Origin of the sequence: Lysinibacillus sp. NPDC056959 (assembly GCF_042674095.1) — a bacterium.
Lineage (GTDB): Bacteria > Bacillota > Bacilli > Bacillales_A > Planococcaceae > Lysinibacillus > Lysinibacillus zambalensis.
The window spans coordinates 47,651-70,365 of sequence record NZ_JBHURE010000005.1; the positions used below are offsets into that span (position 1 = coordinate 47,651).

The following is a 22,715-nucleotide window of genomic DNA, read 5'->3' on the forward strand; positions in this document are numbered from 1 at the left end:
TGACTTATAGTTAGATAATCTAATTAAATGATTAAAAAAATTAAACTGCACCAACGAAGCTACAGTTTAACGTTCCACCTCAAGTCTTCTTTGTATAGATTTTAATAATTTATTAACCAGCTTCTCAAAGACTTTTCGTTCATCGGGTTCCAAATCAATCATGTTAGAAGCACAAGACGACCAATAAGTTGGCAAAATCTCAGCAACAAAAGTACGACCTTCATCTGTTAAACTCACATAAATTTTCCTACGATCTTCTTTACTATGATTCCGAACGACAAGATTTCTCTTTTCTAACCAATCTATCATTGAAGTTGCCGATGCCCTCGTAATCCCTAATCGTTCAGCTATAGCCGAAGGAGTCGCCCGTCTTTCACCATGTAGTGTAAGTAAAATTAGTAAGTCTAATTTACTTTCTGTAATTCCGAAAGGAGCCAGCTCAATATCCATTACATCTAAAACGTAGTCACTTAACCACAACAACATTAATCCTAATTTTGCATCTTCTTGATCCGTATTAGTCGAAGAAGTCGTTTGAATCAACTCAATATACGGCTCTAGGCCTAATACGGGTAAATCATCTTCATTAGTGGTCATTTTTTTAAATTTTGTCATTTAATCACCTTTTAATTAGATTATCTAACTATATACCATTCTAACTAAAAATCTAAATTGATGCAAGAAGTATTATTACCATAAATTTCTTTAATCTAAAGCAACACAAAAAGTATTCATTTAGAACGGTGCTTCCCATATTTCAAATGAACCTCACTTATTGTTTTAGTACTTCCTTTATTTCTGATTGAGGAATTTTTGCATAGCATCCGATACATTCCATCTTAATTTGACACTCATGATCAGTGACACAAGCCCCACCTAATACATTAATGAATACACCAACTTACAAAACAAAGAAGTACACCACTTATAAAAAAGTGATGTACTAATTATCCTATAATGTGCGACATTAAAGATAAGTTACTGTTTTTATAACAAAAACATACATTCACTTATCTTTAATAGTACAAAGTAATTGTTATCTTTTATTCTTTTTTGTCAAAACCAACAGGTTCATTGTATAACTAATAACCAAAATGGCGTAAATAGTAAATATATGATCAATTTTTATAAAAGTGAGCTCTGAGATAAGATATAAAATTAAAATCGACAAATATAAGATTAAGATCGTATGATATGCTGCCTTGTTTCGCAGTACCTTCGCCTTTTCATCGTCAGATTTAATCTCTTCAAAGAGAACAAAATAGGTAAAGGGGAAAAAAGACAGAATAAAGAAGTAGCTTACTATAGATTGCTTTATTAACATATCAAGAATCCCAATGATTAATAGTAAAACAACGAAAAATAGATAGGATTTCTTATGTAAACTCCATTTCATAAACCAATACCTCCTCAATAAATACCTTAAATGATACGATACCATGGATGACTTATGGATACGAGGACAAGTCAAGATACATGGTAGTAGTACCCAAACAAGCTTGATAATTATATATTTTACGAGACCTAAAGCAAAAAAAGAAAGAACGTATGAGTGAGTCTCCTCGTTCTTTCTTTTTTATCACCGAACACATGCTGTATTGGCTTCAGATTCTTCTATATTTACTTTGAATTATTGAATAAATTTAGGATCTAATATACCTAAGCCACCGCCTTCCATTTCAAACTTCACTTTTGAAACACCGTCTAACTTAACATTAACTTTTACCTTGTCTTTTATCGATCCACTATCATAAATCAATTTATTATCCGCGTAAATTTTCATATAACCTACGCCGAAAGAGCCCGCCGATAACTTTTTAACTGGTGCTAAATACGTTTCGAATCCTTTGTAATTTCCATTCGCTAAGTATTCAACAATATGATCTTGTACAGCCCCTCCACCATGATATCCACCAAGTTGATAGGATCGTTCAAACTTTTCACCTGTACTAATCACAATAGAGCTTGCGTTATGGAAGAAGTGATCCTCATCACTCCCAATAGGCTTTACATCTTTTAAAGCGACGAATTTTGGAACATCACCAATATAAACGGATTTTGATTTTCCATCCCATGTCACTTTTTTCCCTAATGATTCAGCAACAAAACGCATTGGCACATAAGTAGTACCTTCATAAATAAAGCCCGATTGACCCGCTTGTGGTTTTTTTTCAACCTTATCAAAATAGTAATTGATTGTATCCTGAAATACGCTAATCTTTTTCAAATTGCTTGCCGCTTCCGTTGTTGAGAGGTATGTAAAGGTTAATCCTCCTAATATAAAAAAGCCTAAATAACTAGTTACTATAAGTATTTTTTTCATATTATCACTCCTTAATATACATAGTTATATGTAATTATACCAAAAATTACATACTATATACCAAGATATTGTTCAACTATTCAAGCTATTTATACAATTTTCATTACCCTTTTTTAATCCCAAAAGCAGCAAGATTATTTACGATAGGCACGTCTTTCAGCATATTCAACACATAGATAACATACTTTAATTTTTTTATTTTTTTCATTCCGATAATTTCTTAAATCAGTTGCTTTTCGTTTACAAAAATAGCAAGCATTTTTAGGAGGTTTCGGAGCACTAGTTATAAAATATTCTTTAATTTTAATTAATATCGATTTCATAAAGGTATTCTCCAATTCAAATATACTGTTTTGAATTTTAGTATAAATATTTCTTTGTTGTTAAATTAAACCTTTTTAACCCCTTTTTATTCTACCATATTCTTCAAGTGTTTTTAATCATATGACCTAAACATAAGGGATTATCTATTACACACGAACCTTTTAACTAAATTCGAAACCCCAATACATAGAAAACATTGTTTACTTAAAAAAGTTGTCCAATTCTTTTGCCATATACAAACCCCACTTTCAAAATCGAGAGTGGGGTTTGTATATGGCCTTAAGACAGCTTTAATACTAATTAGTTCATGAAGAAATGTACTTAAACAAACGCAGGCTTAAGTTTAACAAGCCAAGATCTTTAAAAGTCCTCATTCATTCGAATGTTGGCGAAAGATGAGTTATTGGAAAGTCCTCCCCAGCACTCCTGTAATTAGCTATGAGCTACCTTCGCATCTGGGATAAAACTGCTATATTGTCCGATCATCTTAAAAGGCTTATTCCACACTTTTTAACGATTCAATCATATTGATTTTCGTAACTTTTCTTCTAAGAAGTAAATTAGAAACAATCGTCAGTAAGAATGCAAGCAATACAGAAACCAAAATGATTAAAATATTTAATTTATCAGGGATTTGCTGATGGGTGCTTGATAGAGCCTTGACAATAACTTTATAAACATAAACACTAATCGGTAAAGCCACAATGACCGCAAATGAAGTTAATATAATGTTTTCCAAAAATATTAGTCTGTTTATTTTATTTTTTTGATAGCCTAGTACCTTAAGCGTTGCAAGCTCACGATTCCTTTCATAAATGTTTATGGAAGATATCGTATAAATGGCGCCAAAGGAAAGTATGATGGCACTTGTGATGAACATGATAAAAACAAAACTGTTTTGTTTCACAATGTATTGAGCTGATTTTTTCAAATCATTCTTATCTGCAATTGTTTCTACATAACGATCTCGTTCAAAAAAGTCACGAACACTCATCAGATCCGCGGCGCTATTTGCTTGAACTAAAAGCGAGGTTGGATTGTAGTCTATGTTAAAGCTCTTTAAGTACTCTGGTGTACTATAAAACGATGGATTCGAGTATTGTGTAGATATATTTAAAACTTTCATATCTACAGTAGTGTTTTTAAGCTCGGGCGATGTGAACTTTATTTTGATAAAATCCCCTTTTGAAATATCGTATTGATCCGCGTAAGATTTGGGTACAAGTAAGCCGTTATTTTCTAAAGGTATGCTATTGTTCTTTTCATCAAAGAGATGAATGAGATTGTTATTTTCTTTAGTTACAATTAAAGTAGCATTTTCTTTTTCAGCGTCTTTGATGATTTCAATAGGAAAAGTGGATAAAAAATAACTTTCTTTCATACCAGGAGGTTGTTTTATCATATTAGGAGATGTACCGATCGTATAATCTACTTTTAAATCATAGCTATAAACATCTTCAATTTGATTAGCTACTTTCAGCAAGGATGCCTGAGTACCGAAAGCAGTGATTAGTAGAACCGTACTAACAACAACACCAATCGAACTCGCTAAAGCCTTTTGTTTATTTAAAAATATATTTCTTAATATGAGTTTATTACTGTAGGAAATTGAACTCCAGAAACCTGGAACTCTTTCTATCAATAGCTTTTTCATCTTCTTTGGCGGTTTAAGACGCATAGCTTGTGCTGCCCGTTCTTTTAATATAGCTCTACCGCTTAAGTAACATGCTAGTACTCCAAAAGCACTTGAGAAAATAATCGGAGGAATGATTGAAAATAGAGAGAGCGAGAATTTAATGTCAGGCAAAGAATAGGCCCTTGCACACGACGTCGTTACTAAAGGAATAAAAACGAAAGCGGCCAGAACACAGCCAATGATTGAGCCTAGTATACTTGCCAACACAGGGTATCCCATATAGTGAAGCATAATGTTGCTATTTTTCACACCTAAAGCCTTCATAATACCAACTTGAATTCTTTGAGAATCGATCGTCCTCGACATGACTAGAAAAAGGATAACCGCTTCAATCAAAAAGAGAACAAAAGGTATAACCTTACTCATTAAGTTATTATTATATATCGTTTGATTGATTTTAGAATAATTCAAAGTCCGTTCCTTGTTTACTTGATCTAAATAACTGAGCTGTTTAGATTGTACCTCAATTGATTTGCCTAATTGTTCAATATCTTGCCCTTTTTTGGCATCAATGATGACCTCATTATAATAAAAGCCATCTAAGATTTCAGGTAATGTTTCTTCAGCAATATAAGCTACCCCATAAGTTTTATGGTCTTGAATTTCGTTCTTTTTTGCATATTCCACATTCTCACCCAAACCACTAATTGTAAAATCAAGATTTCTGTCATTCGCTTTGATTGTGAATTGATCGCCAACACGATAATGATGTTCTTTTGCATAGTGAGAATCTAATAAAATCTCACCCTTGTTTAATGGGATATTCCCTTCAATGATAGTAGGCGTATTTATTTCATTGTTTTCAGGGATCGAATGTATTTTTAATGCAGTTTTGTAATCTTCAAAGGCTTGCGTTCCATCAAAGGTATAACGTCCTTCAATTTTATGGATCCCTTCAATTTTACTCAAACGCGTCACATCATTTTTAGAAAGGTGACTGTAATACACATTTAAATCGCTTAAATGATGTTTTTGGAAGTAATCCTTCGTATAAGCACTTAGATTAGTACTATACGTTACTAGTCCCGCATAGAAAAAAGCACCAACTGCGATAATAATCACTATGGCTATAAATTGCCCCATAGATTGTTTGATGTCCCTCAATAATTTAAAAAACAATTTCATATGTTTACCACTCAATCCCTTCAACACTTTGATTTTCATTATTGATCGTGACGCTTTCGATGTATCCGCTTTTAACTTTAATAATTTTGTCTGCCATAGGAGCAATTGCAGAATTATGTGTGACCAAAATAACGCATTTCTTCGTTTCGCTGTTTAAATCTTGCAAAGTCTTTAATACGGACTTACCGGTTACATAATCCAAAGCACCGGTTGGTTCATCACAAAGTAAAAGCAAGGGATTTTTCGCAACCGCTCTAGCTATAGCAACTCTTTGCTGTTCGCCACCAGAAAGTTGTGAAGGGAAATTTTTGAGACGATTCTCTAATCCGACTTGATGTAAAATCTTCTTTGCATCTAGAGGGTGTTTACATACTTCAGTAGCAAATTCAACATTCTCGAGAGCATTTAAATTCGGAATTAAGTTATAGAATTGAAAAACAAAACCAATTTTCTCACCACGATATTCTGTTAACTTTTTTTCATTCAATCTAGTTATTTCTTGATTCCCAACAAATACTTGACCTGAGGTAGCCGTATCCATACCACCAAGAATATTCAAAATCGTACTTTTACCCGCCCCACTTGCACCCAGTATAACGACAAATTCCCCTTCACAAATGGAAAAATCAACACCATCAAGAGCCTTGATTGGGACTTCTCCTATTTTGTATTCTTTCGTTACGTTTATAAATTCGATAAGCTTATTCATTTATTTCATCCCTTCATATCTTTTTGGTCAACGTCAAGTAACTCTAAAATAAACAACGATTGTCGTATATTTTAGAGTTACAATTTTTTCACTTCATTTTTGTCGATACACGTTATCAAGCAGCCATTAATCCTGGCAAAATAGTAGAAATTTTAAAGCATTGCTAACGACCGTTTTTTGTAGAAGTTTCACCTGAACTGAACATGATGGCACTACCTACCTTGATTGATGCCGTTAAATCTCGGAATAAATTTTGCCTATAATCGGACGCCAGACGTTACATCATTCTAATAATATATAAGCTGAAAAAATTAAATATATACTTGTTTGGAAAAAAATACATTCGAAACTCAACGTTCTTAATGATTCTTTATTTAGTTTGTTTTTAGTTGACATAATAAAATTATTGAGTAAAAAGGTATAAATGAAGAGCTACGATAGATCGAGCGCTATTTCACTTTTTCTTTCTTTAAATAGTCCATAAAAAAACACCCCATTTGCGATTAGTTACGTCACACGAAGCGGTTGCCTTTTCTTAAAATGCTATGGAGTGCTTTAAAGTAGAAAATAATAGGAACCCTAATGATAATGAATTATTTTTCATACAGGCGTTTGTGAATGACCGTATCGTTCAATCCTAATAGGTGCCACTTCATTTAATTGATGAGCTGGCTAAAAAATAACTCAGAAGTTCCTCCGAACTCCTGAGTTATTGTTTTTTATTTAGTTAAGGCCTTCATATCTGCCACGATCGTCTCAACTGGTACATCTGTAGTACCGTCATAATCCTTCACAACCATACCATCAGCATCCACTAAGTAGTAACTTGACATATGTACGACTTGGTCAGAATTCGGATCGTTCTTTACTAAGGAATTAAACGATTTCCTCGCAAACTGTTCAATATACTTTTGTTCATAGCCAGTTAACAGTTGCCATTTGCTTGCATCGGGCACTGAATACGTTTTCAAATAATTCGTTAAAACTTCTGGCTTATCAACCTCAGGATCAACACTAAAAGCTACAATTTGATAGTCTTCCAGACCTTTATCTTTAAGCGCCTTTTGCACCTCTGTCATGTTATACGTCATTGGTGGACAGATCGTATTACAATTAGTAAAGATGAACATCGCTAACCATGGCTTACCTTTTAAGTCATTTAGGCTAACCTTTTCATTATTTTGATTTGTTACCGAAAAATCCTGTACTTCTATGTTCATTTCTGGTTCAAATTTATAGCTTCCACAAGCAGCAAGTACGCTACTTAATGTTAGTATCAATACGAGCATGACACTTTTCTTTTTCATTTATTTGCTCACTTCCCTTCAATTTACCATCGTTGTTTATTGTATAAATTAAAGTTGCATAATACAAGATATGAGCTTATCATTTCACTTTTTATATCCATTCAATGTATGTTGTACGATTTTAGTATAATTAACCTCCTTTGCATTCCAGATAATTCACACTTTATTAAAATTTTTTTCAAAGCTTTTTTTTACTATTTCGGTTATTTCCCAAGAGATCGAACATTTGTTATATAACAATGTTTCATTACTTTTCAAGTTCCTCCTCATCTAATGATGGAATAATAAACCACTTAAAAATTCTCTTTCACGCTCAATTTTTCTATCATATTCAAAATTATCATTATTAAACTATTATTGAAAAATTATTCTTACAGACAATACCATTCTCTTTCATGCGGTTTTTTTCTACTAAACCCTTATTATTTCTATGTTATTTCCGTAATTTAGAAATAATTAAAAATTATAAAAACTCAAAATTTAGTATTGCATTATAAGAATCTACCCCATAAAATAAGTGAATATAACGACGAACAGAAAAGAAATATGTCGTCTAAAACAGAAATATATCACTTTAGGGGGAATAATAATGGCAAATCTTTCTGAACACAAAAATATAGAATCAATTGATTATAATGCAATTGAAGCTATGGAATCGTTCAACAAGTTCGTAAAAAAGAAGAATACCTTCCTTTTCTCGATCACAGCAATTTTTTTATTACTTTATATTTTATTGCCTATCCTTGCTTTCCAGCCTGTACTACAACAAAAAATCATCGGAAATATTACGGGTGTTTGGATTTATTCAGCTGGATTATTCATTATGACAATTGTTCTTTGTACGGTATATGTAAAAAAAGCAGCTTCATTCGATAAAGCTGCCGCAGCAGTACTAGCTGAGTATCAGGCGAAAGGTGGAAAATAAATGAACTTAGTATCCGTTGGTTTCTTCTTAGCAATCGTTGGTTTAACACTCGTAGTAACATATATCGCAGCAAAGCGGACGTCTTCAGCGTCTGATTTCTATACAGCTGGTGGTGGTCTTAAAGGTTGGCAAAACGGCTTTGCGATTGCTGGTGACTATTTATCAGCTGCGGCATTTCTAGGGGTGTCCGGTGCGATTGCATTAACTGGTTTCGATGGTTTCTTCTTCTCCGTAGGCTATGTAGTAGCTAACTTAGTTCTTCTTTATGTAATTGCAGAACCTATGCGTAACTTAGGTCGATATACGTTAGCAGACATGCTTACTGCCCGCTTTAATGAAAAACGCATTCGTGGCGTTGCGGCGTCAGGAACAATTATTATCGTCATTCTTTATATGATTGCACAATTAGTAGGTGCAGGTGCTCTTATTAAACTATTATTTGGTATTGAGTACTGGATTGCCGTTTTAATCGTAGGTGTCATGATGACTACTTATGTTTTATTCGGTGGAATGACAGCTACTTCTTGGGTGCAAATTATTAAAGCTAGCCTTCTCTTATTCGGGACAGGCGTATTAGCTACATTAGTATTAATTAAGTTTGACTTCTCTCTAATGAAAATGTTTGATACGATTGCCACGGATCATGGTGAGAAATTCCTTGTACCAGGGATTAAATATACAAGTACAATCGATTCTGTTTCAATGATGATGGCACTTGTATTAGGTACATCTGGGTTACCACATATTTTAATGCGCTTCTTTACAGTGAAAGATGCTAAAACTGCGCGTTCTTCTATTTCATGGACAACATGGATTACAGCTATTTTCTTCTCACTAACTATTTTCTTAGGCTTTGGTGCATTAAATTTTGTAGGGATCGATAAAATTCTTGCTGAAAGTAAAGCTGGTAACACTGCAGCCCCCCTTCTTGCTAATTATTTGGGCGGTGATGTGTTAATGGCATTTATCGGTGCAGTAGCATTTGCAACTATTTTAGCGGTAGTTTCGGGCTTAGTTTTAACAGGAGCTTCTGCCATATCCCACGATATTTATGGTGAAATCATTAAAGGTGGTAAATTAACAGAAAAGCAACAAGTTGTAGCAGCTCGTACTGGCTCTATTTCTATTGCCATTGTTTCTATTATCCTTGCGTTATTTGCGCAAAACTTGAATGTATCATTTTTAGTATCCTTTGCATTTTGTATCGGTGCTTCAGCAAACTTACCAGTTATTCTTTACACAATTTACTGGAAAAAATTCAATTCAACGGGTGCAATATCAGCGATGGTAACTGGTTTAGTATCTTGTTTAGTGTTAGGTGCTATGGGGCCTAATGTATGGAGTCCTGTTGAAGGTGCAGCCATTTTTGTTGGTAATCCTATCGTTCCGTTAGCCGTTCCAGCAGTTATTACGATTCCACTTGGCTTTATCGCAGGTTATTTAGGTTCTGTTCTTACTTCTAGTAAAGTATCACAGGAAGAAGCAGAACGTATTTACAAGGAAATTCGCGTTAAAGCAAACACTGGTGTATCAGTTTCTGATATCTCTCACTGATCCATTCTGAACATCCAAATTATTGAAAAAATATCTATCAATCATCCTATCCATATTAATAAAAACTCGATTTTTAATCGAGTTTTTTTATGTTTTCTTTCGAAATATTTCCCAATTTACTTATCTAGCAATACTATTCTCTTTCAAAAAAAATGAGAAAAAAAATGATTTTCACTAAATAAACAGTGTTTATTTTTTACAAAAAACCATATCTTTTTTTAATTTTTTTCCATATTCCTCGCTCGAAAATCTAGAATTGACATACCTCTGTATATTTATCAGAATTTTCTAAAACCCCTTTATTTCTTAGCTTCGGCACGTATATTCTCTTTCAAGACTTTTTTTCACAAAAATTATTTTTTCATAATTTTTCTGAAATGTATTGCAATTTTGTGAACTCTCTCATAAAATGAAGATGTGAATTCACTAATCTAGCAAAATCAAGTCTTTAAGCAGTAAAAATAAACACAAAATGGGGAATGTTAATGGGGAACAATAAAGCTAGCAAAAGTGTCGTGATTGACTATGATGCGATTGCAAATCAAGAATCATTTAAAGCGCTTGTTCGAAGGAAGAATTCATTTCTTTGGTTAATGACCGCGATCTTCTTAGCAGCATATATGTTGCTACCAGTTCTGACTTCGTACACGAAAATACTACACCAAAAGGCATTTGGGGAAATCACTTGGGTGTGGGTATATTCAGCGGGACTTTTCATCATGACTTGGACATTATGTCATTTATATGTAGCAAAAGCGAATAGCTTTGATAAAGAAGCAAAGGCAATTATTGCTGAGTACGAGAATGGAGGTGGCCGCCGATGAATAACGGGATGAGTTTAACAGCCATATTCTTCTTCGTATCCATTGTTGGTTTAACATTAGTTATTACATGGTGGGCATCAAAACGAACTTCATCTGCAAGTGATTTCTACACTGCAGGCGGAGGGTTAACAGGCTGGCAAAATGGACTAGCCATCGCAGGTGACTACTTATCAGCAGCATCTTTCTTAGGAATCGCCGGTGCAGTTGCATTATTTGGATTTGATGGATTCTTCTTCTCTATCGGTTATTTAGTAGCTTACTTAGTGGTTCTATACATCGTCGCTGAGCCATTACGTAATCTTGGTAAATTCACATTAGCTGACATGATTACAGCGCGTTTTGATAGCGCTAAAGTTCGTGGTACAGCAGCTTTAAGCACTATTACAATTGTATTATTCTACATGATTGCACAACTAGTTGGTGCAGGAGCACTTATTCAATTACTTTTAGGAATTGATTATTGGATTGCAGTTTTAATCGTTGGTTTTATGATGACGACTTACGTACTATTCGGTGGTATGACTGCAACATCTTGGGTACAAATTATTAAAGCTTGTCTTTTAATGCTAGGTACAGTTATTATTTCATTCTTAGTATTAAAAGAATTCGGCTTTAGCATTGCAACGATGTTCAAAGAAATGGGAACTGCAACTGATAGCGGTGCAGCTTATTTGAATCCTGGTCTTAAATATACAAATGGTATTGATACTATTTCAATGTTAATCGCTTTAGTATTAGGTACAGCTGGTCTTCCACATATCCTAATGCGCTTCTTTACAGTAAAAGATGCGAAAACAGCTCGTTCATCAGTTATCTGGGCTACTTGGATTGTAGGTATCTTCTACATTCTTACAATCTTCTTAGGCTTCGGTGCAGCTAAATTCGTTGGTAAAGAAGATATTATTGCTGCAAACGCTGCTGGGAACATGGCGGCTCCACTTCTTGCGGAAGCACTTGGTGGCGACATTCTATTCTCATTCGTATGTGCGGTAGCATTCGCAACAATCTTAGCGGTAGTAGCTGGTCTTGTACTTTCTGGTGCATCTGCCCTATCACATGATATTTACGGTCAAATTATTAAAAAGGGCAAAATTACAGAAAAAGAGCAAGTACTTGCAGCTCGTATCGGTTCCATCACAATCGCTGTTATTTCTATCCTTTTAGCACTTGGTGCACAAACATTAAACGTAGCATTCTTAGTATCACTAGCATTCTGTATTGCAGGTTCAGCTAACTTACCTGTAATCATCTATACAATCTACTGGAAACGCTTTAATACAGCTGGTGCTATAACGGCAATGTTAACAGGTCTAATCTCTGCTTTAGCTCTTGTTGCTGTTTCACCAAATATTTGGAATCCAGTAGAAGGAAAAGCAATTTTCGTTGGTGATCCGTTAATTATGTTAACGAACCCAGCAATCATCTCTGTTCCACTTGGCTTCCTAGGAGGCTTCATCGGAACAATGCTTTCTAAGGAAACAGATGATAAGAAATATCGTGAAGTGGATGTTAAAGCGAACACAGGTATTTCTGTACAGGACGTATCTCACTAATAATACGACAACCGCCTCGTAAGTTAACACTTACGAGGTTTTACTTTTTATTCCTTATTCGGTATTATATTCACAAATGACAGTTGGGGGTAAGAAAATATGACAAACTCAAAAGCAAAAAAGAAACGTATGCATGTAAAGCGCACTAAAGGGAAGGACGTTGAAAAAAATCGTCAAACTTCCTCTTTCAGTACACATGAGCGTGTAACGAAAACGAAAAAAGAAAGCATTGAACAAAATTTAACAAAGCACAAAAAACACAACCACATTGAGGATTGTTAGTGGTTGTGTTTTGCTTGAAATGAGACATTTTGCTGTTTAGAAGTAATAAGTTTTGGAATAAAGTACAACGGATATAGTAATAGAAAAAGGTTTGGTATCCACCACATAAGATCAAAATCAAGTTTTATAGTCCAAAAAGCAATCGCCTGTAATCCAGAACAACTTGTGAGTGTTAAAGATACTAAGGCAAACGCTCTCCACTTTTCATTTTTTATTTTAAATAGATAGAGACTAATAAAACCGGTAATTGAGATTAAAATATCTAGCGGGAAAAACGACCAATTCCATATAACTAATAATTCATTTTGATAATCCTGATATAAATACTCTTCTGGAATCAAATGAAAAAAAGTGACAAGCCAATAGAGTATAAAAAAGAAATCTGTACCTAAAAATAGCATTCTTAAAGTTTTACTCATTTACAGCCCCCATTTAGTTTTCTTCATGAACGTTACCATTAATAATACCAAGCATAAGAATGTCCACCATTTCCTGTATCGTATCCTGAAGTGAAATCATATTTCTGTTTTTGGATGCATGTTCCATCAATCGATAAAGCCCTCCAATATAGACTTCTATAAATATCTCTTTATTAAAGGGACGTATTTGATTTGCGACAATCCCTTCATCAATTAACGAAATGATGCCTGTCCAATGCTTATGAATAAAGTGATCAACTGTTTCCCATTGCTTTGGATAATATCGTTGAAGTTCCTCTAAATACTGGAGCTGAGCAAATGTAAAATCAGCTGGAATTAGTACAAGACATTTCTGTAGTTTTTCTACAAGATTTAACGTTGAATCCTGCAGAATTTCATTCTCTTTCAACTTCAGCTCATGAATTGCTAGTTCAATCATTTCATTGAGTAATTCTTCCTTCGAGGGATAGTATCCATACAAAGTTTTAGTACTCATACCTAGTTGCTTTGCTAAATCCCCCATCGTAAACCGGAATCCTTTTCGTTCAGCTTCACTTATTGATACCTTTAAAATTCTATCTTTCAACATGATCACCTGCTTTCAGGAAAATAAAAATAATTGTATATTTTCCTTGTTTTCCATCTAATCATAGGAAAAAATGAAAATATTGTCAATTAAACTTCTCTCACTTCGCTAGTCTATAGCGATTCGGGCTCTTTTTATCAGCTATTCCTCTGTTCTGCCGGCGTCAACTCAATCGGAAATTGCTAAAAAAACACAGCTGCTCGTTAAAAGAACAGTTGTGTTTTTTGTTACAAATTATAAAATGTTGTCGTATTTCTTGTGATGATCTGCGCCGCTTCATGTGTTGCAAGCCCCTTTATCGAGGCAATAACCTCTATGGAATGATCCATTATCCAAGGTGATGTTCGTTTATTGTCAAAAGGTCCTTCAAACGGCCATGGTCCATCTGTTTCTACCATCATTAGCTCAATTGGGTATTTTTTGATAAGCTGTTTAATTTCAGCCTCATACGTACAATCAGGCGTCACTGAAATGAAATACCCATTATGAATCATCCGTTCAATCACTGTCGCATCGCCTTTAAACCAATGGAAATGCGCTTTTGTTAGTTGATGTTTTTCTAGCAAATCACAAACAATCGTCGCATCCTCATAGACTGCATGTAACACAATCGGTTTATTTAATTCCTTTGCTAATCCAATAAACCGTTCTAACAATGCCACATATGGACGCTCATCAATAGCCTTCTCTTGCCTCAAATAATAAGGCAACCCTACCTCGCCAATTGCCACCATGTCATGAGCGTGTTGACGTATCCAATCGAATAAAGCGTTTTCCTCTGCTTCACTTGGTAACGGTTGTTCAGGATGAAAGCCAAACGCCGCCTTTACCTTAGCATAGGCTTTCGACAGTTTCAACGTCTTCTCACTCGACAGTAGATTCATGCTTACGGCTATAACACGTTCAGCTTCCTCTAGCAAAGTTGGTATGTCGTTTTCTTTATACTTGTCTAAATGAATATGTGCATCAATCAACATTCGCCTCATCCTTTTCTTCTTTTAAATACGAGAATAATTGTTGCTTTAATGCCGTAAATGAAGCGGAATGGCGAATTTCTTCTTGTCGTGGTCTTGCAAAAGGTACGATTATTTCCTTTTTCATCGTCGCTGGTCGTTTTGTGAGTACAATAATACGATCAGCTAAAAACAAAGCTTCCTCAATATTATGTGTAACGAACAATATAGATTTTCGATATTTCTCCCAAATCGATAATAGCCACGCCTGCATTTCAAGCCTTGTAAACTCATCCAGTGCTGAAAACGGTTCATCTAAACATAAAATAGGTTTATTACTGACAATTGCACGAATAAACGATACCCGTTGTTGCATACCACCTGACAGCTCATTAGGATATGCATTTACAAATGCTGCGAGCCCCACTTTATCTAACCATTCCTTCGCAACGTTAACATTAGGTTTTCCATGAAGCTCCTCGACCATCGTGACGTTTTCTAGGATCGTCCGCCACGGTAATAAACATGGCTGCTGAGGCATATAGCCAATCGTCCCTCTTTTTTTCTGGATATCTGTGCCGTTTAATAAAATAGCACCTTTATCTATAGAAGAAACACCACCAATTAATTGAAAAAGTGTACTTTTCCCACTGCCTGACGGACCGATAATCGCCACAAATTCCCCGTCCTTCACCTCAAAAGATAAACTACGGATAACTAGAAGGGAATCAAAAGATTTATCAATGTTTTGAATGCTTAGCATAGTTTCCTCTCCCCTTCACAACAAGTTTTTCTATTAATCGAATAGCACTAAATAATAATAAACTTAAAAATACGATAGCGAAAATCGCTACAAATACACGATCCGTTCGAAATGAAGACTGTGCCAATGTCATATAAACGCCAATCCCCATTTTCGCTCCTAACCATTCCGCAATAACAGCCCCCATGACGCTATAGGTAGCAGCAATCTTTATGCCTGAAAAAATCGCTGGATACGCATAAGGCCATTCTAACTTCCAAAAGGTTTGGGCTTTCGTAGCACCTATCATCTCAAAATAATGCTTTAGCTCAGGCGAAGTTTGACGAAAGCCATCCATTGCCGAAATAACTATAGGGAAAAAGCACACAAGACAAATAATAATGAGCTTTGGCAATAAACCGAAGCCAAACCAAATGATTAATAATGGTGCTAGGACAAGTACTGGGACATTTTGCGACATAATGAGAATAGGGTAAAATAGCTCCCTTATAAACGTAAAACGATGTAATAGCACCGCAACTGTGAGCCCACATAATATCCCGATAGCAATTCCAAGAAGTGCTAATTGTATAGTAGCTAAAGCATGCGGCACAAACGTCTCATACGATTGAAAGCCCTCTTTCAAAATGGCACTTGGTGCAGGCAAAAGCCAATGTGGAATATCAGCAAAACGGACAATTAGTTCCCATATGAACAAGAGGAAGGCGATAAAAATTATCGTCCTTCCTTGTTTAACAGCCTGCTTCATTACTTGTATTTCTCCGTTAGCGTATCCATTGTAATACCGGATGGCTGATATAAAATTTTCACTTGCGTAATGACATTGATTGCGCCAAGCTCGATCATCTTGGCATTCATTTTTTCAATAATTTGCAGCAAAGTCGCAAGCTCGCCTTCCATTGTCGTTTCTAATGGATGAACTTCATATTTCACCCCTGAAGCGTCGATAACTGCAATTGCTGCATCGACAAATGGGATCACATCTTCATATGTTTCAGTTTTCGGGATAATTTGTACACTTATTAAAGAGTTTGCCATATTACTTTGTCTCCTTTTTCGGTAAAAAGTCGTTTGTAAATGCTTGTTTTGCGTTAAATTCGCCCTCTAAAACTTTGTTGTCGGCCATCCATTTCGCGTAGTTTTCCCAGACAGCTAATTTTTGCTCGCCCCATTGTGCAGCATCGTCTTGATACTTATCTGCTAACCATTCCTGACTTTTATGCACAAGGTTCTTATCTAAATCCGGTACTGCTTCTAGTAAACTATCAGCTGCCTCATTAGGGTGTTTTATTGCATATTCATAGCCCTTTGCTGCAGCAGCGACAAATGCTTTTACCGTCTCAGGATTATCCTGAATCATTTTTTCATTTGTAGCAAGTACAGGTGTGTAATAATCTAACTGCTCACTATAATCTGTTAAATAAAGCATGTTCAGCTTTTCGCCACGAAGTTCTGCTTCAATACCTGTCCATGCATAATAAATCCACGCAAAATCAATATCTTTTTTCATCATAGTGAAGAAATCTAAATCACCTGCATTGACGATATCTAACTTATTAATATCTGCATCTTCTGTTTGCATTAGTGATTGTAGTACAGCCTTTTCAAGCGGTGCACCCCAGCCACCGTATGTTTTCCCTTCAAAATCCTTTGGTGACGTAATGCCTTTTGATGCGGTAGATGCGAAGCCAGAAGTATTATGTTGTATAATCGCTGCAATCGATACTAAAGGTACATCCTGCACACGAGCCTGTGTAATTCCTTCCTGATAGCTTACGCCAAACTGAGCCTTTCCTGATGCTACAAGCTGATCAGCACCCGTTTCACCAGGTAATAAAATATCAACATCTAAGCCTTGTTCCTTAAAGTAGCCAAGTTTTTCAGCTACATATAAACCTGTATGATTTGTGTTCGGTGTCCAATCAAGAACTACCGATACTTTTGTTAATCCTTTAGCATCCTTTTTAGTTTCTTTTTCGCTACAGCCCACTAATGTTAAAAGTGCAACCATTAGGACCAATAACCATTTTTTCATGCTGAATCCTCCAAGTTAGTAGTGTGAAAGTGTTCATGAATGAATGTCTTTACCAGAAGAAACCGTTCACGGTCTGTTTACACGTAAGGTATGTGCATGCAACAAAAGTCTGAAAACATAAAAAACGCCTAGGATTCCTCCCAGACGTTGTACAATCAGTATCAAAAACTTTCTTTTTTTGAATAGATGTTCCCTACGCTGGTACGAGCCAAATCAGGTTCAAAGGGTCAGCGTCTATCGGACACAATCTCAGCTGGCAACTACCAGCCCCCCTACATTCTTTCGATATGAACTTTTCGAGATTATTATAACCATATCTATCCGTAAATGACAAGGGTCTGTTTATCGATAGCGCTGAATTATTATTAAACAGCCTCATCAAAGCACAAAACTGATTGGTTTCATTTTACAAAAAAGCCCAGCTCTCCAAGGAGCTAGGCTATAAAACTAATGTTATTTCTCTTCTTTTTTTACCGCGAAGACATGTGAAATGGCACCGTCTGTAGCTATATCCACTTTAAAGGAGCCATTTGAATGGCGATCTGCTCGAGTTAATGCTTGTACATCAAGGGACTCTTGCACACCTTTTTCCGTTTCAATCATTAGCTGTTCCCCATCAGTAACCTTGACTACAGCCACGATTCGATGCGGGTTCGCTTTTAACTCTGTTAATACTTTTAAGCCGCGTTTTGCACGACTAGTCAATTCTACTTCGGCTACATTCATTTTCTTCACAGCACCGCGTTGCGTAATAATTGCCACATAGGACGTTTTATCTGGTGGTAAAACATTGATGCCGACTAATGCTTCTCCGTCTTTCAGTGTAATCCCTTTGACGCCACCTGTTTTTACACCTGTTACTGGTAATTCCTCGATTGGGAAACGAATTGCATAGGCAGTATCTGTCGTTAACATTAGTTCTACCTCGTCCGTCACAATACTTGCAAAAATCATTTCATCGCCTGATTTGACATTCATCGTTTTTATCGGCTTCGAATAGCGTGTTACAGCATAATCCGCTACTGATGAGCGTTTAATTTGTCCATCTTTCGTAGCCGTTAAAATATACGTATTGGCCTGTTCGAATGTCTCAAAACCATATACAGCAATAATAGATTCATCTTTTCCGGTTGGCACAATACTTGAAATATGCTGACCAAGATCCTTCCAACGAATATCAGGAAGCTCATGGACTGGCTGATAAATATAATTGCCTCGATTTGTGAACAGCAGTAGATGATGCTGTGTATTTAAATTTGCTTCATATAATAAATAATCGGAATCCTTCATTGCAAAATCCTGACCGTTTGAAGCTGCATGTGAACGTGTAGATGTTCGTTTAATATAGCCATCCTTTGTAACAGTCACTACGACCTCTTCACTTGGTACAAGGACATCTAACGTAATTTTGATTTCTTCAATTTCTTGCTCGATTTTTGAGCGACGAGGCTCTGTAAAGCGTTTTTTAATGTCGAGCAATTCTTGTTTAATGACACGTACAAGCTTTGCTTCACTATTAAGAATCCCTTCAAGCTTGGCGATCAGTTTATTTAATTCATCTTGTTCATTGCGAAGCTCTGTAATATCTGTATTCGTTAATCGGTATAATTGCAAGCTAACGATTGCCTCTGATTGTACTTCTGTAAAGTCAAACTTCGCTTGTAAATTCGTTTTTGCATCTCTTTTATCATTCGACGAACGAATCGTTGCAATGACTTCATCTAAAATAGACAATGCCTTTATCAAGCCTTCAACTATATGCGAACGATCTTTAGCCTTTTGCAAATCATAAATAGAACGGTTCGTCACGACTTCCTTTTGATGGGCAATATAAGAATCCAATAACAATGGCAATGTCATCATTGTCGGACGACGATTATGGATAGCAATCATATTAAAATTATAGGCTACTTGTAAATCAGTTGTTTTAAACAAGTACTGTAAAATCCCTTGTCCTGGAACATCTTTTTTCAGCTCAATGACAACACGTAGGCCGGTACGATCTGATTCATCGCGAATTTCTGCAATTCCTTCAAGTCGTTTATCCACGCGCTGCTCATCGATTTTCTTCACAAGATTTGCTTTATTGACATCATACGGTAATTCCGTAATAACGATTTGCTCTTTGCCACCTTTAATTGGCTCTACGACTGCTTGAGCGCGCACAATGATTTTACCGCGTCCAGTCTCATATGCCTTTTTAATACCATCGACACCTTGAATGATGCCACCTGTTGGGAAATCAGGCCCTTTAATAACGGTCATTAATTCATCAACCGTGGAGTTTGGCTTATCTAAACGCATAAGAACACCATCTAGCACCTCATCAAGTGCGTGAGGTGGGATGTCCGTCGCATAACCTGCCGAAATACCCGTTGAACCGTTGACTAATAAGTTCGGGAAACGAGCTGGTAAAACAGTCGGCTCCATATCCTGATCATCAAAGTTTGGCACAAATTCAACGGTTTTCTTGCCAATATCGCGGAGCATTTCCGCTGCAATAGCAGATAGTCTTGCCTCTGTATAACGCATCGCTGCCGGTGGGTCACCATCAACAGAGCCGTTATTCCCATGCATTTCAATAAGCATATGGCGCGCCTTCCAATCCTGACTCATACGCACCATTGCTTCATAAACTGAGCTGTCACCGTGTGGGTGATAATTACCGATAACATTACCGACAGTTTTGGCTGATTTACGGAATGGTTTATCGTTCGTATTGCCCTCTGTAAACATCGCATATAAAATACGTCGTTGCACAGGCTTAAGACCGTCACGTGCATCAGGCAACGCGCGGTCTTGAATAATATATTTACTATAGCGACCAAAACGGTCACCCATAACTTCTTCTAAAGGTAAATCTTGAAATTTTTCCGTACTACTCATGCTTGGTCCTCCTCTTGTTGGATGAATTCATTGTCTAAAATATTTGAATCATCCTCCATACCGAAGTCTACATTCGCTTCGATCCATTTACGGCGTGGCTCTACTTTATCGCCCATTAATGTTGTCACACGTCTTTCAGCACGTGCACCATCCTCAATTGTTACACGAATTAATGTACGCGTTTCAGGGTTCATTGTCGTATCCCACAGCTGGTCAGCATTCATCTCACCAAGCCCTTTATAACGCTGTAATATGTAACCCTTTCCAACTTTTTTAATGGCCGTTTGTAAATCATTTTCGGTCCAAGCATATTCAATCACTTCTTTTTTTCCAGTGCCTCTTGATACTTTATAAAGTGGTGGTAATGCGATAAATACCTTTCCAGCTTCGATCAATGGTCGCATATATCGATAGAAGAACGTTAGCAGCAACACTTGAATATGTGCTCCGTCCGTATCAGCATCGGTCATAATCACGACCTTGTCATATGCTGCATCCTCGACAGAGAAATCTGTTCCGACACCAGCACCAATAGCATGGATAATCGTTGAAATCTCTTCATTTTTCATAATATCCTGAAGCTTTGCTTTTTCAGTATTAATAACTTTACCACGCAATGGTAAAATCGCTTGGAACGTACGATCTCGCCCTTGTTTTGCAGACCCTCCTGCAGAGTCACCTTCGACTAAATACAGCTCGTTTTTCGCAGCATTTCGCGATTGTGCAGGTGTTAATTTTCCGGAAAGAATCGTACTGCCTTTTTTGCTTTTCTTGCCGTTTCGTGCATCTTCACGTGCTTTACGAGCAGCTTCGCGTACTTGCTGCGCACGAATAGCTTTACGCACAAGAGATGCAGATAATTCAGCGTTTTCCTCAAGCACATATAAAATTTGCTCCGAAACAACACTATCTACCGCCGAGCGCGCTTCACTAGTTCCGAGCTTACCTTTCGTTTGACCTTCAAATTGTAGTAAATGCTCTGGTATACGAACAGAAACAATCGCAGCTAAGCCCTCACGAATGTCTGTCCCTTCAAGGTTTTTATCTTTATCTTTTAACAGGCCAATTTTACGCGCATATTCATTGAAAACACGTGTTAATGCTGACTTGGCACCTGTTTCATGTGTACCACCATCACGAGTACGAACATTGTTAACAAATGAAAGGATTGTTTCTGAGTAACCATCATTGAATTGGAAGGCGAATTCTACTTCAATATCGTCTTGAATCCCTTCCACATACTTAACAGGATGAAGGACATCCTTCTCCTCATTCAAATACGCAACGAAAGCTTCAATGCCGTTCTCATAAAAGAAAACATCACCTTTGCCTTCCTCGCGTTCATCAATTAGCTCAATTTTTAAGCCTTTTAATAAAAATGCGGACTCTCGTAAACGTTCTGCAAGCGTATCATAATTGAATTTTGTTACAGAGAAAATTGTGTCATCTGGTAGAAAATGTACAAGTGTTCCTGTCTGTTTTGTTTGTCCTATTTCTTCTAATGTTGTTTCAGGATGGCCACCGTTTTCAAAGCGTTGACGATACTTTTTACCGTCACGATGAATCGTTACTTCTAAAAAAGTGGATAAAGCATTAACAACAGAAGAACCTACACCATGTAAGCCACCACTTGTTTTATAGCCACCTTGCCCGAACTTACCACCAGCATGTAAGACAGTAAAGATAATTTCGGGAGTGGGTTTCCCCATCTTATGCATACCTGTTGGCATTCCACGGCCGAAGTCTCGAACGCTGATACTTTGATCTTTATGAATATTGACAATGATATGAGAACCAAAGCCAGCCAGTGCTTCATCCACCGCATTATCTACGATTTCATAAACAAGGTGATGAAGTCCACGGCCATCTGTAGAACCGATATACATGCCGGGTCGTTTTCGTACCGCTTCTAATCCTTCTAATACTTGAATGGCGTCATCATTATAGACGCTTGGTGACTGTTTATTCGCCAAAAAATTCCCCTCCAAAAAACAAAACGCATGTTCTATTTATGTTCTCTTCCTAATAATAATAGCATTTCCTGTCAATAGCTAGTGACAGACCCAATAAATTTTTAAAATTTCCTCACAGCTTTATCGTTTTGAGCATGTTACCGGAAGAAAAAGTTGCAATATATGCATTATTATGTATTACTAACTATCCTATTCCCTTGACGCAGGATCATAAACATTAGTTCCATAAATAAAACAACATATGGCTAACTTCTGGTCATTTCTCTCATTTCAAAACGATGCCGATCGGTATAGGTTTTGGTCTTCCATACAGAAGCATTTGAAATTCCACAGCAAAATATACAGGTCAGTACTTCATAGCTTCCTTCTGTCTATTTGAAAATTCATACTAACTTACTCTAGAAATTAAAGATAGACTTCTATTCTACCAAAGGAATGGATGATTGACAAAATTGCCTTTTTACCTATATTTTTAGAA

At 36.3% G+C, this 22,715-nt stretch carries 20 protein-coding genes and 1 riboswitch; of the genes, 5 read left to right on the top strand and 15 right to left on the bottom strand.

What is annotated here, in order from left to right:
- Positions 1 to 66: 66 nt before the first annotated feature.
- The 6 genes from ACFTQ7_RS08030 to ACFTQ7_RS08055 all read right to left on the bottom strand — a co-directional run bounded on the left by ACFTQ7_RS08030 (position 67) and on the right by ACFTQ7_RS08055 (position 7,484).
- On the bottom strand, positions 67 to 615 hold the full coding sequence (locus ACFTQ7_RS08030; RefSeq protein WP_386828049.1) for a MarR family winged helix-turn-helix transcriptional regulator: 549 nt from the start codon (positions 613 to 615) through the stop codon (positions 67 to 69).
- Between the two features lie 1,015 nt (positions 616 to 1,630).
- Entirely contained in the window at positions 1,631 to 2,323 is a 693-nt protein-coding gene (locus ACFTQ7_RS08035; protein WP_386828050.1) for a stalk domain-containing protein, read from the bottom strand.
- 134 nt (positions 2,324 to 2,457) lie between these two features.
- Entirely contained in the window at positions 2,458 to 2,646 is a 189-nt protein-coding gene (locus tag ACFTQ7_RS08040; RefSeq protein ID WP_386828051.1) for a hypothetical protein, read from the bottom strand.
- A 497-nt stretch (positions 2,647 to 3,143) separates the two neighbouring features.
- Positions 3,144 to 5,468 carry an ABC transporter permease gene (locus ACFTQ7_RS08045; protein ID WP_386828243.1) on the bottom strand — a complete coding sequence of 775 codons (2,325 nt, stop codon included), beginning with the start codon at positions 5,466 to 5,468 and terminating at the stop codon, positions 3,144 to 3,146.
- A 4-nt stretch (positions 5,469 to 5,472) separates the two neighbouring features.
- On the bottom strand, positions 5,473 to 6,177 hold the full coding sequence (locus ACFTQ7_RS08050; RefSeq protein ID WP_386828052.1) for an ABC transporter ATP-binding protein: 705 nt from the start codon (positions 6,175 to 6,177) through the stop codon (positions 5,473 to 5,475).
- Between the two features lie 719 nt (positions 6,178 to 6,896).
- Positions 6,897 to 7,484: an SCO family protein gene (locus ACFTQ7_RS08055; RefSeq protein ID WP_386828053.1), complete on the bottom strand. Its 588-nt coding sequence runs from the start codon at positions 7,482 to 7,484 to the stop codon at positions 6,897 to 6,899.
- 589 nt (positions 7,485 to 8,073) lie between these two features.
- On the opposite strand from ACFTQ7_RS08055, the gene ACFTQ7_RS08060 reads away from it, so the two are divergent.
- The 5 genes from ACFTQ7_RS08060 (at position 8,074) to ACFTQ7_RS08080 (ending at position 12,622) form a co-directional block, all read left to right on the top strand.
- Entirely contained in the window at positions 8,074 to 8,409 is a 336-nt protein-coding gene (locus ACFTQ7_RS08060) for a DUF485 domain-containing protein (protein WP_349658009.1), read from the top strand.
- Positions 8,410 to 9,963 (top strand): solute symporter family protein, encoded by a 1,554-nt coding sequence (locus ACFTQ7_RS08065; RefSeq protein ID WP_386828054.1) that lies wholly within the window; start codon positions 8,410 to 8,412, stop codon positions 9,961 to 9,963.
- A 485-nt stretch (positions 9,964 to 10,448) separates the two neighbouring features.
- Entirely contained in the window at positions 10,449 to 10,787 is a 339-nt protein-coding gene (locus ACFTQ7_RS08070) for a DUF485 domain-containing protein (protein ID WP_349658011.1), read from the top strand.
- Positions 10,788 to 10,795: 8 nt separating this feature from the next.
- Positions 10,796 to 12,340, top strand: a complete 1,545-nt coding sequence (locus tag ACFTQ7_RS08075; RefSeq protein ID WP_349658299.1) for a solute symporter family protein — start codon at positions 10,796 to 10,798, stop codon at positions 12,338 to 12,340.
- A gap of 99 nt (positions 12,341 to 12,439) precedes the next feature.
- Positions 12,440 to 12,622 (top strand): hypothetical protein, encoded by a 183-nt coding sequence (locus ACFTQ7_RS08080; protein WP_349658012.1) that lies wholly within the window; start codon positions 12,440 to 12,442, stop codon positions 12,620 to 12,622.
- On the opposite strand, the gene ACFTQ7_RS08085 is transcribed toward ACFTQ7_RS08080, so the two are convergent.
- The 9 genes from ACFTQ7_RS08085 to parE form a co-directional block, all read right to left on the bottom strand.
- A complete protein-coding gene (locus ACFTQ7_RS08085; protein ID WP_386828055.1) occupies positions 12,619 to 13,041 on the bottom strand; it encodes a DUF5360 family protein in 423 nt (140 codons plus the stop codon). The two genes, ACFTQ7_RS08080 and ACFTQ7_RS08085, sit on opposite strands and share 4 nt — an antisense overlap.
- Positions 13,042 to 13,054: 13 nt before the next feature.
- Positions 13,055 to 13,630, bottom strand: a complete 576-nt coding sequence (locus tag ACFTQ7_RS08090) for a TetR/AcrR family transcriptional regulator (RefSeq protein ID WP_386828056.1) — start codon at positions 13,628 to 13,630, stop codon at positions 13,055 to 13,057.
- A gap of 224 nt (positions 13,631 to 13,854) precedes the next feature.
- A complete protein-coding gene (locus ACFTQ7_RS08095) occupies positions 13,855 to 14,604 on the bottom strand; it encodes a TatD family hydrolase (RefSeq protein ID WP_386828057.1) in 750 nt (249 codons plus the stop codon).
- Positions 14,594 to 15,343 (bottom strand): ABC transporter ATP-binding protein, encoded by a 750-nt coding sequence (locus tag ACFTQ7_RS08100; RefSeq protein WP_386828058.1) that lies wholly within the window; start codon positions 15,341 to 15,343, stop codon positions 14,594 to 14,596. Before ACFTQ7_RS08100 ends, ACFTQ7_RS08095 begins: the two co-directional genes overlap by 11 nt.
- Positions 15,321 to 16,091 (bottom strand): ABC transporter permease, encoded by a 771-nt coding sequence (locus tag ACFTQ7_RS08105; RefSeq protein ID WP_386828059.1) that lies wholly within the window; start codon positions 16,089 to 16,091, stop codon positions 15,321 to 15,323. The genes ACFTQ7_RS08100 and ACFTQ7_RS08105 overlap by 23 nt, the downstream gene beginning before the upstream one ends.
- Positions 16,091 to 16,381 carry a thiamine-binding protein gene (locus ACFTQ7_RS08110; RefSeq protein WP_386828060.1) on the bottom strand — a complete coding sequence of 97 codons (291 nt, stop codon included), beginning with the start codon at positions 16,379 to 16,381 and terminating at the stop codon, positions 16,091 to 16,093. The genes ACFTQ7_RS08105 and ACFTQ7_RS08110 overlap by 1 nt, the downstream gene beginning before the upstream one ends.
- Before the next feature lies 1 nt (position 16,382).
- Positions 16,383 to 17,378, bottom strand: coding sequence for an ABC transporter substrate-binding protein (locus ACFTQ7_RS08115; protein WP_386828061.1), 996 nt, complete (start codon positions 17,376 to 17,378; stop codon positions 16,383 to 16,385).
- Positions 17,379 to 17,551: 173 nt separating this feature from the next.
- A riboswitch (TPP riboswitch) is annotated at positions 17,552 to 17,662 on the bottom strand.
- A gap of 169 nt (positions 17,663 to 17,831) precedes the next feature.
- Complete coding sequence (parC, locus tag ACFTQ7_RS08120; protein ID WP_386828062.1) at positions 17,832 to 20,264, bottom strand: DNA topoisomerase IV subunit A; 2,433 nt, start codon at positions 20,262 to 20,264, stop codon at positions 17,832 to 17,834.
- Positions 20,261 to 22,237 carry a DNA topoisomerase IV subunit B gene (gene parE / locus ACFTQ7_RS08125; RefSeq protein ID WP_386828063.1) on the bottom strand — a complete coding sequence of 659 codons (1,977 nt, stop codon included), beginning with the start codon at positions 22,235 to 22,237 and terminating at the stop codon, positions 20,261 to 20,263. Before parE ends, parC begins: the two co-directional genes overlap by 4 nt.
- Positions 22,238 to 22,715 lie beyond the last annotated feature (478 nt).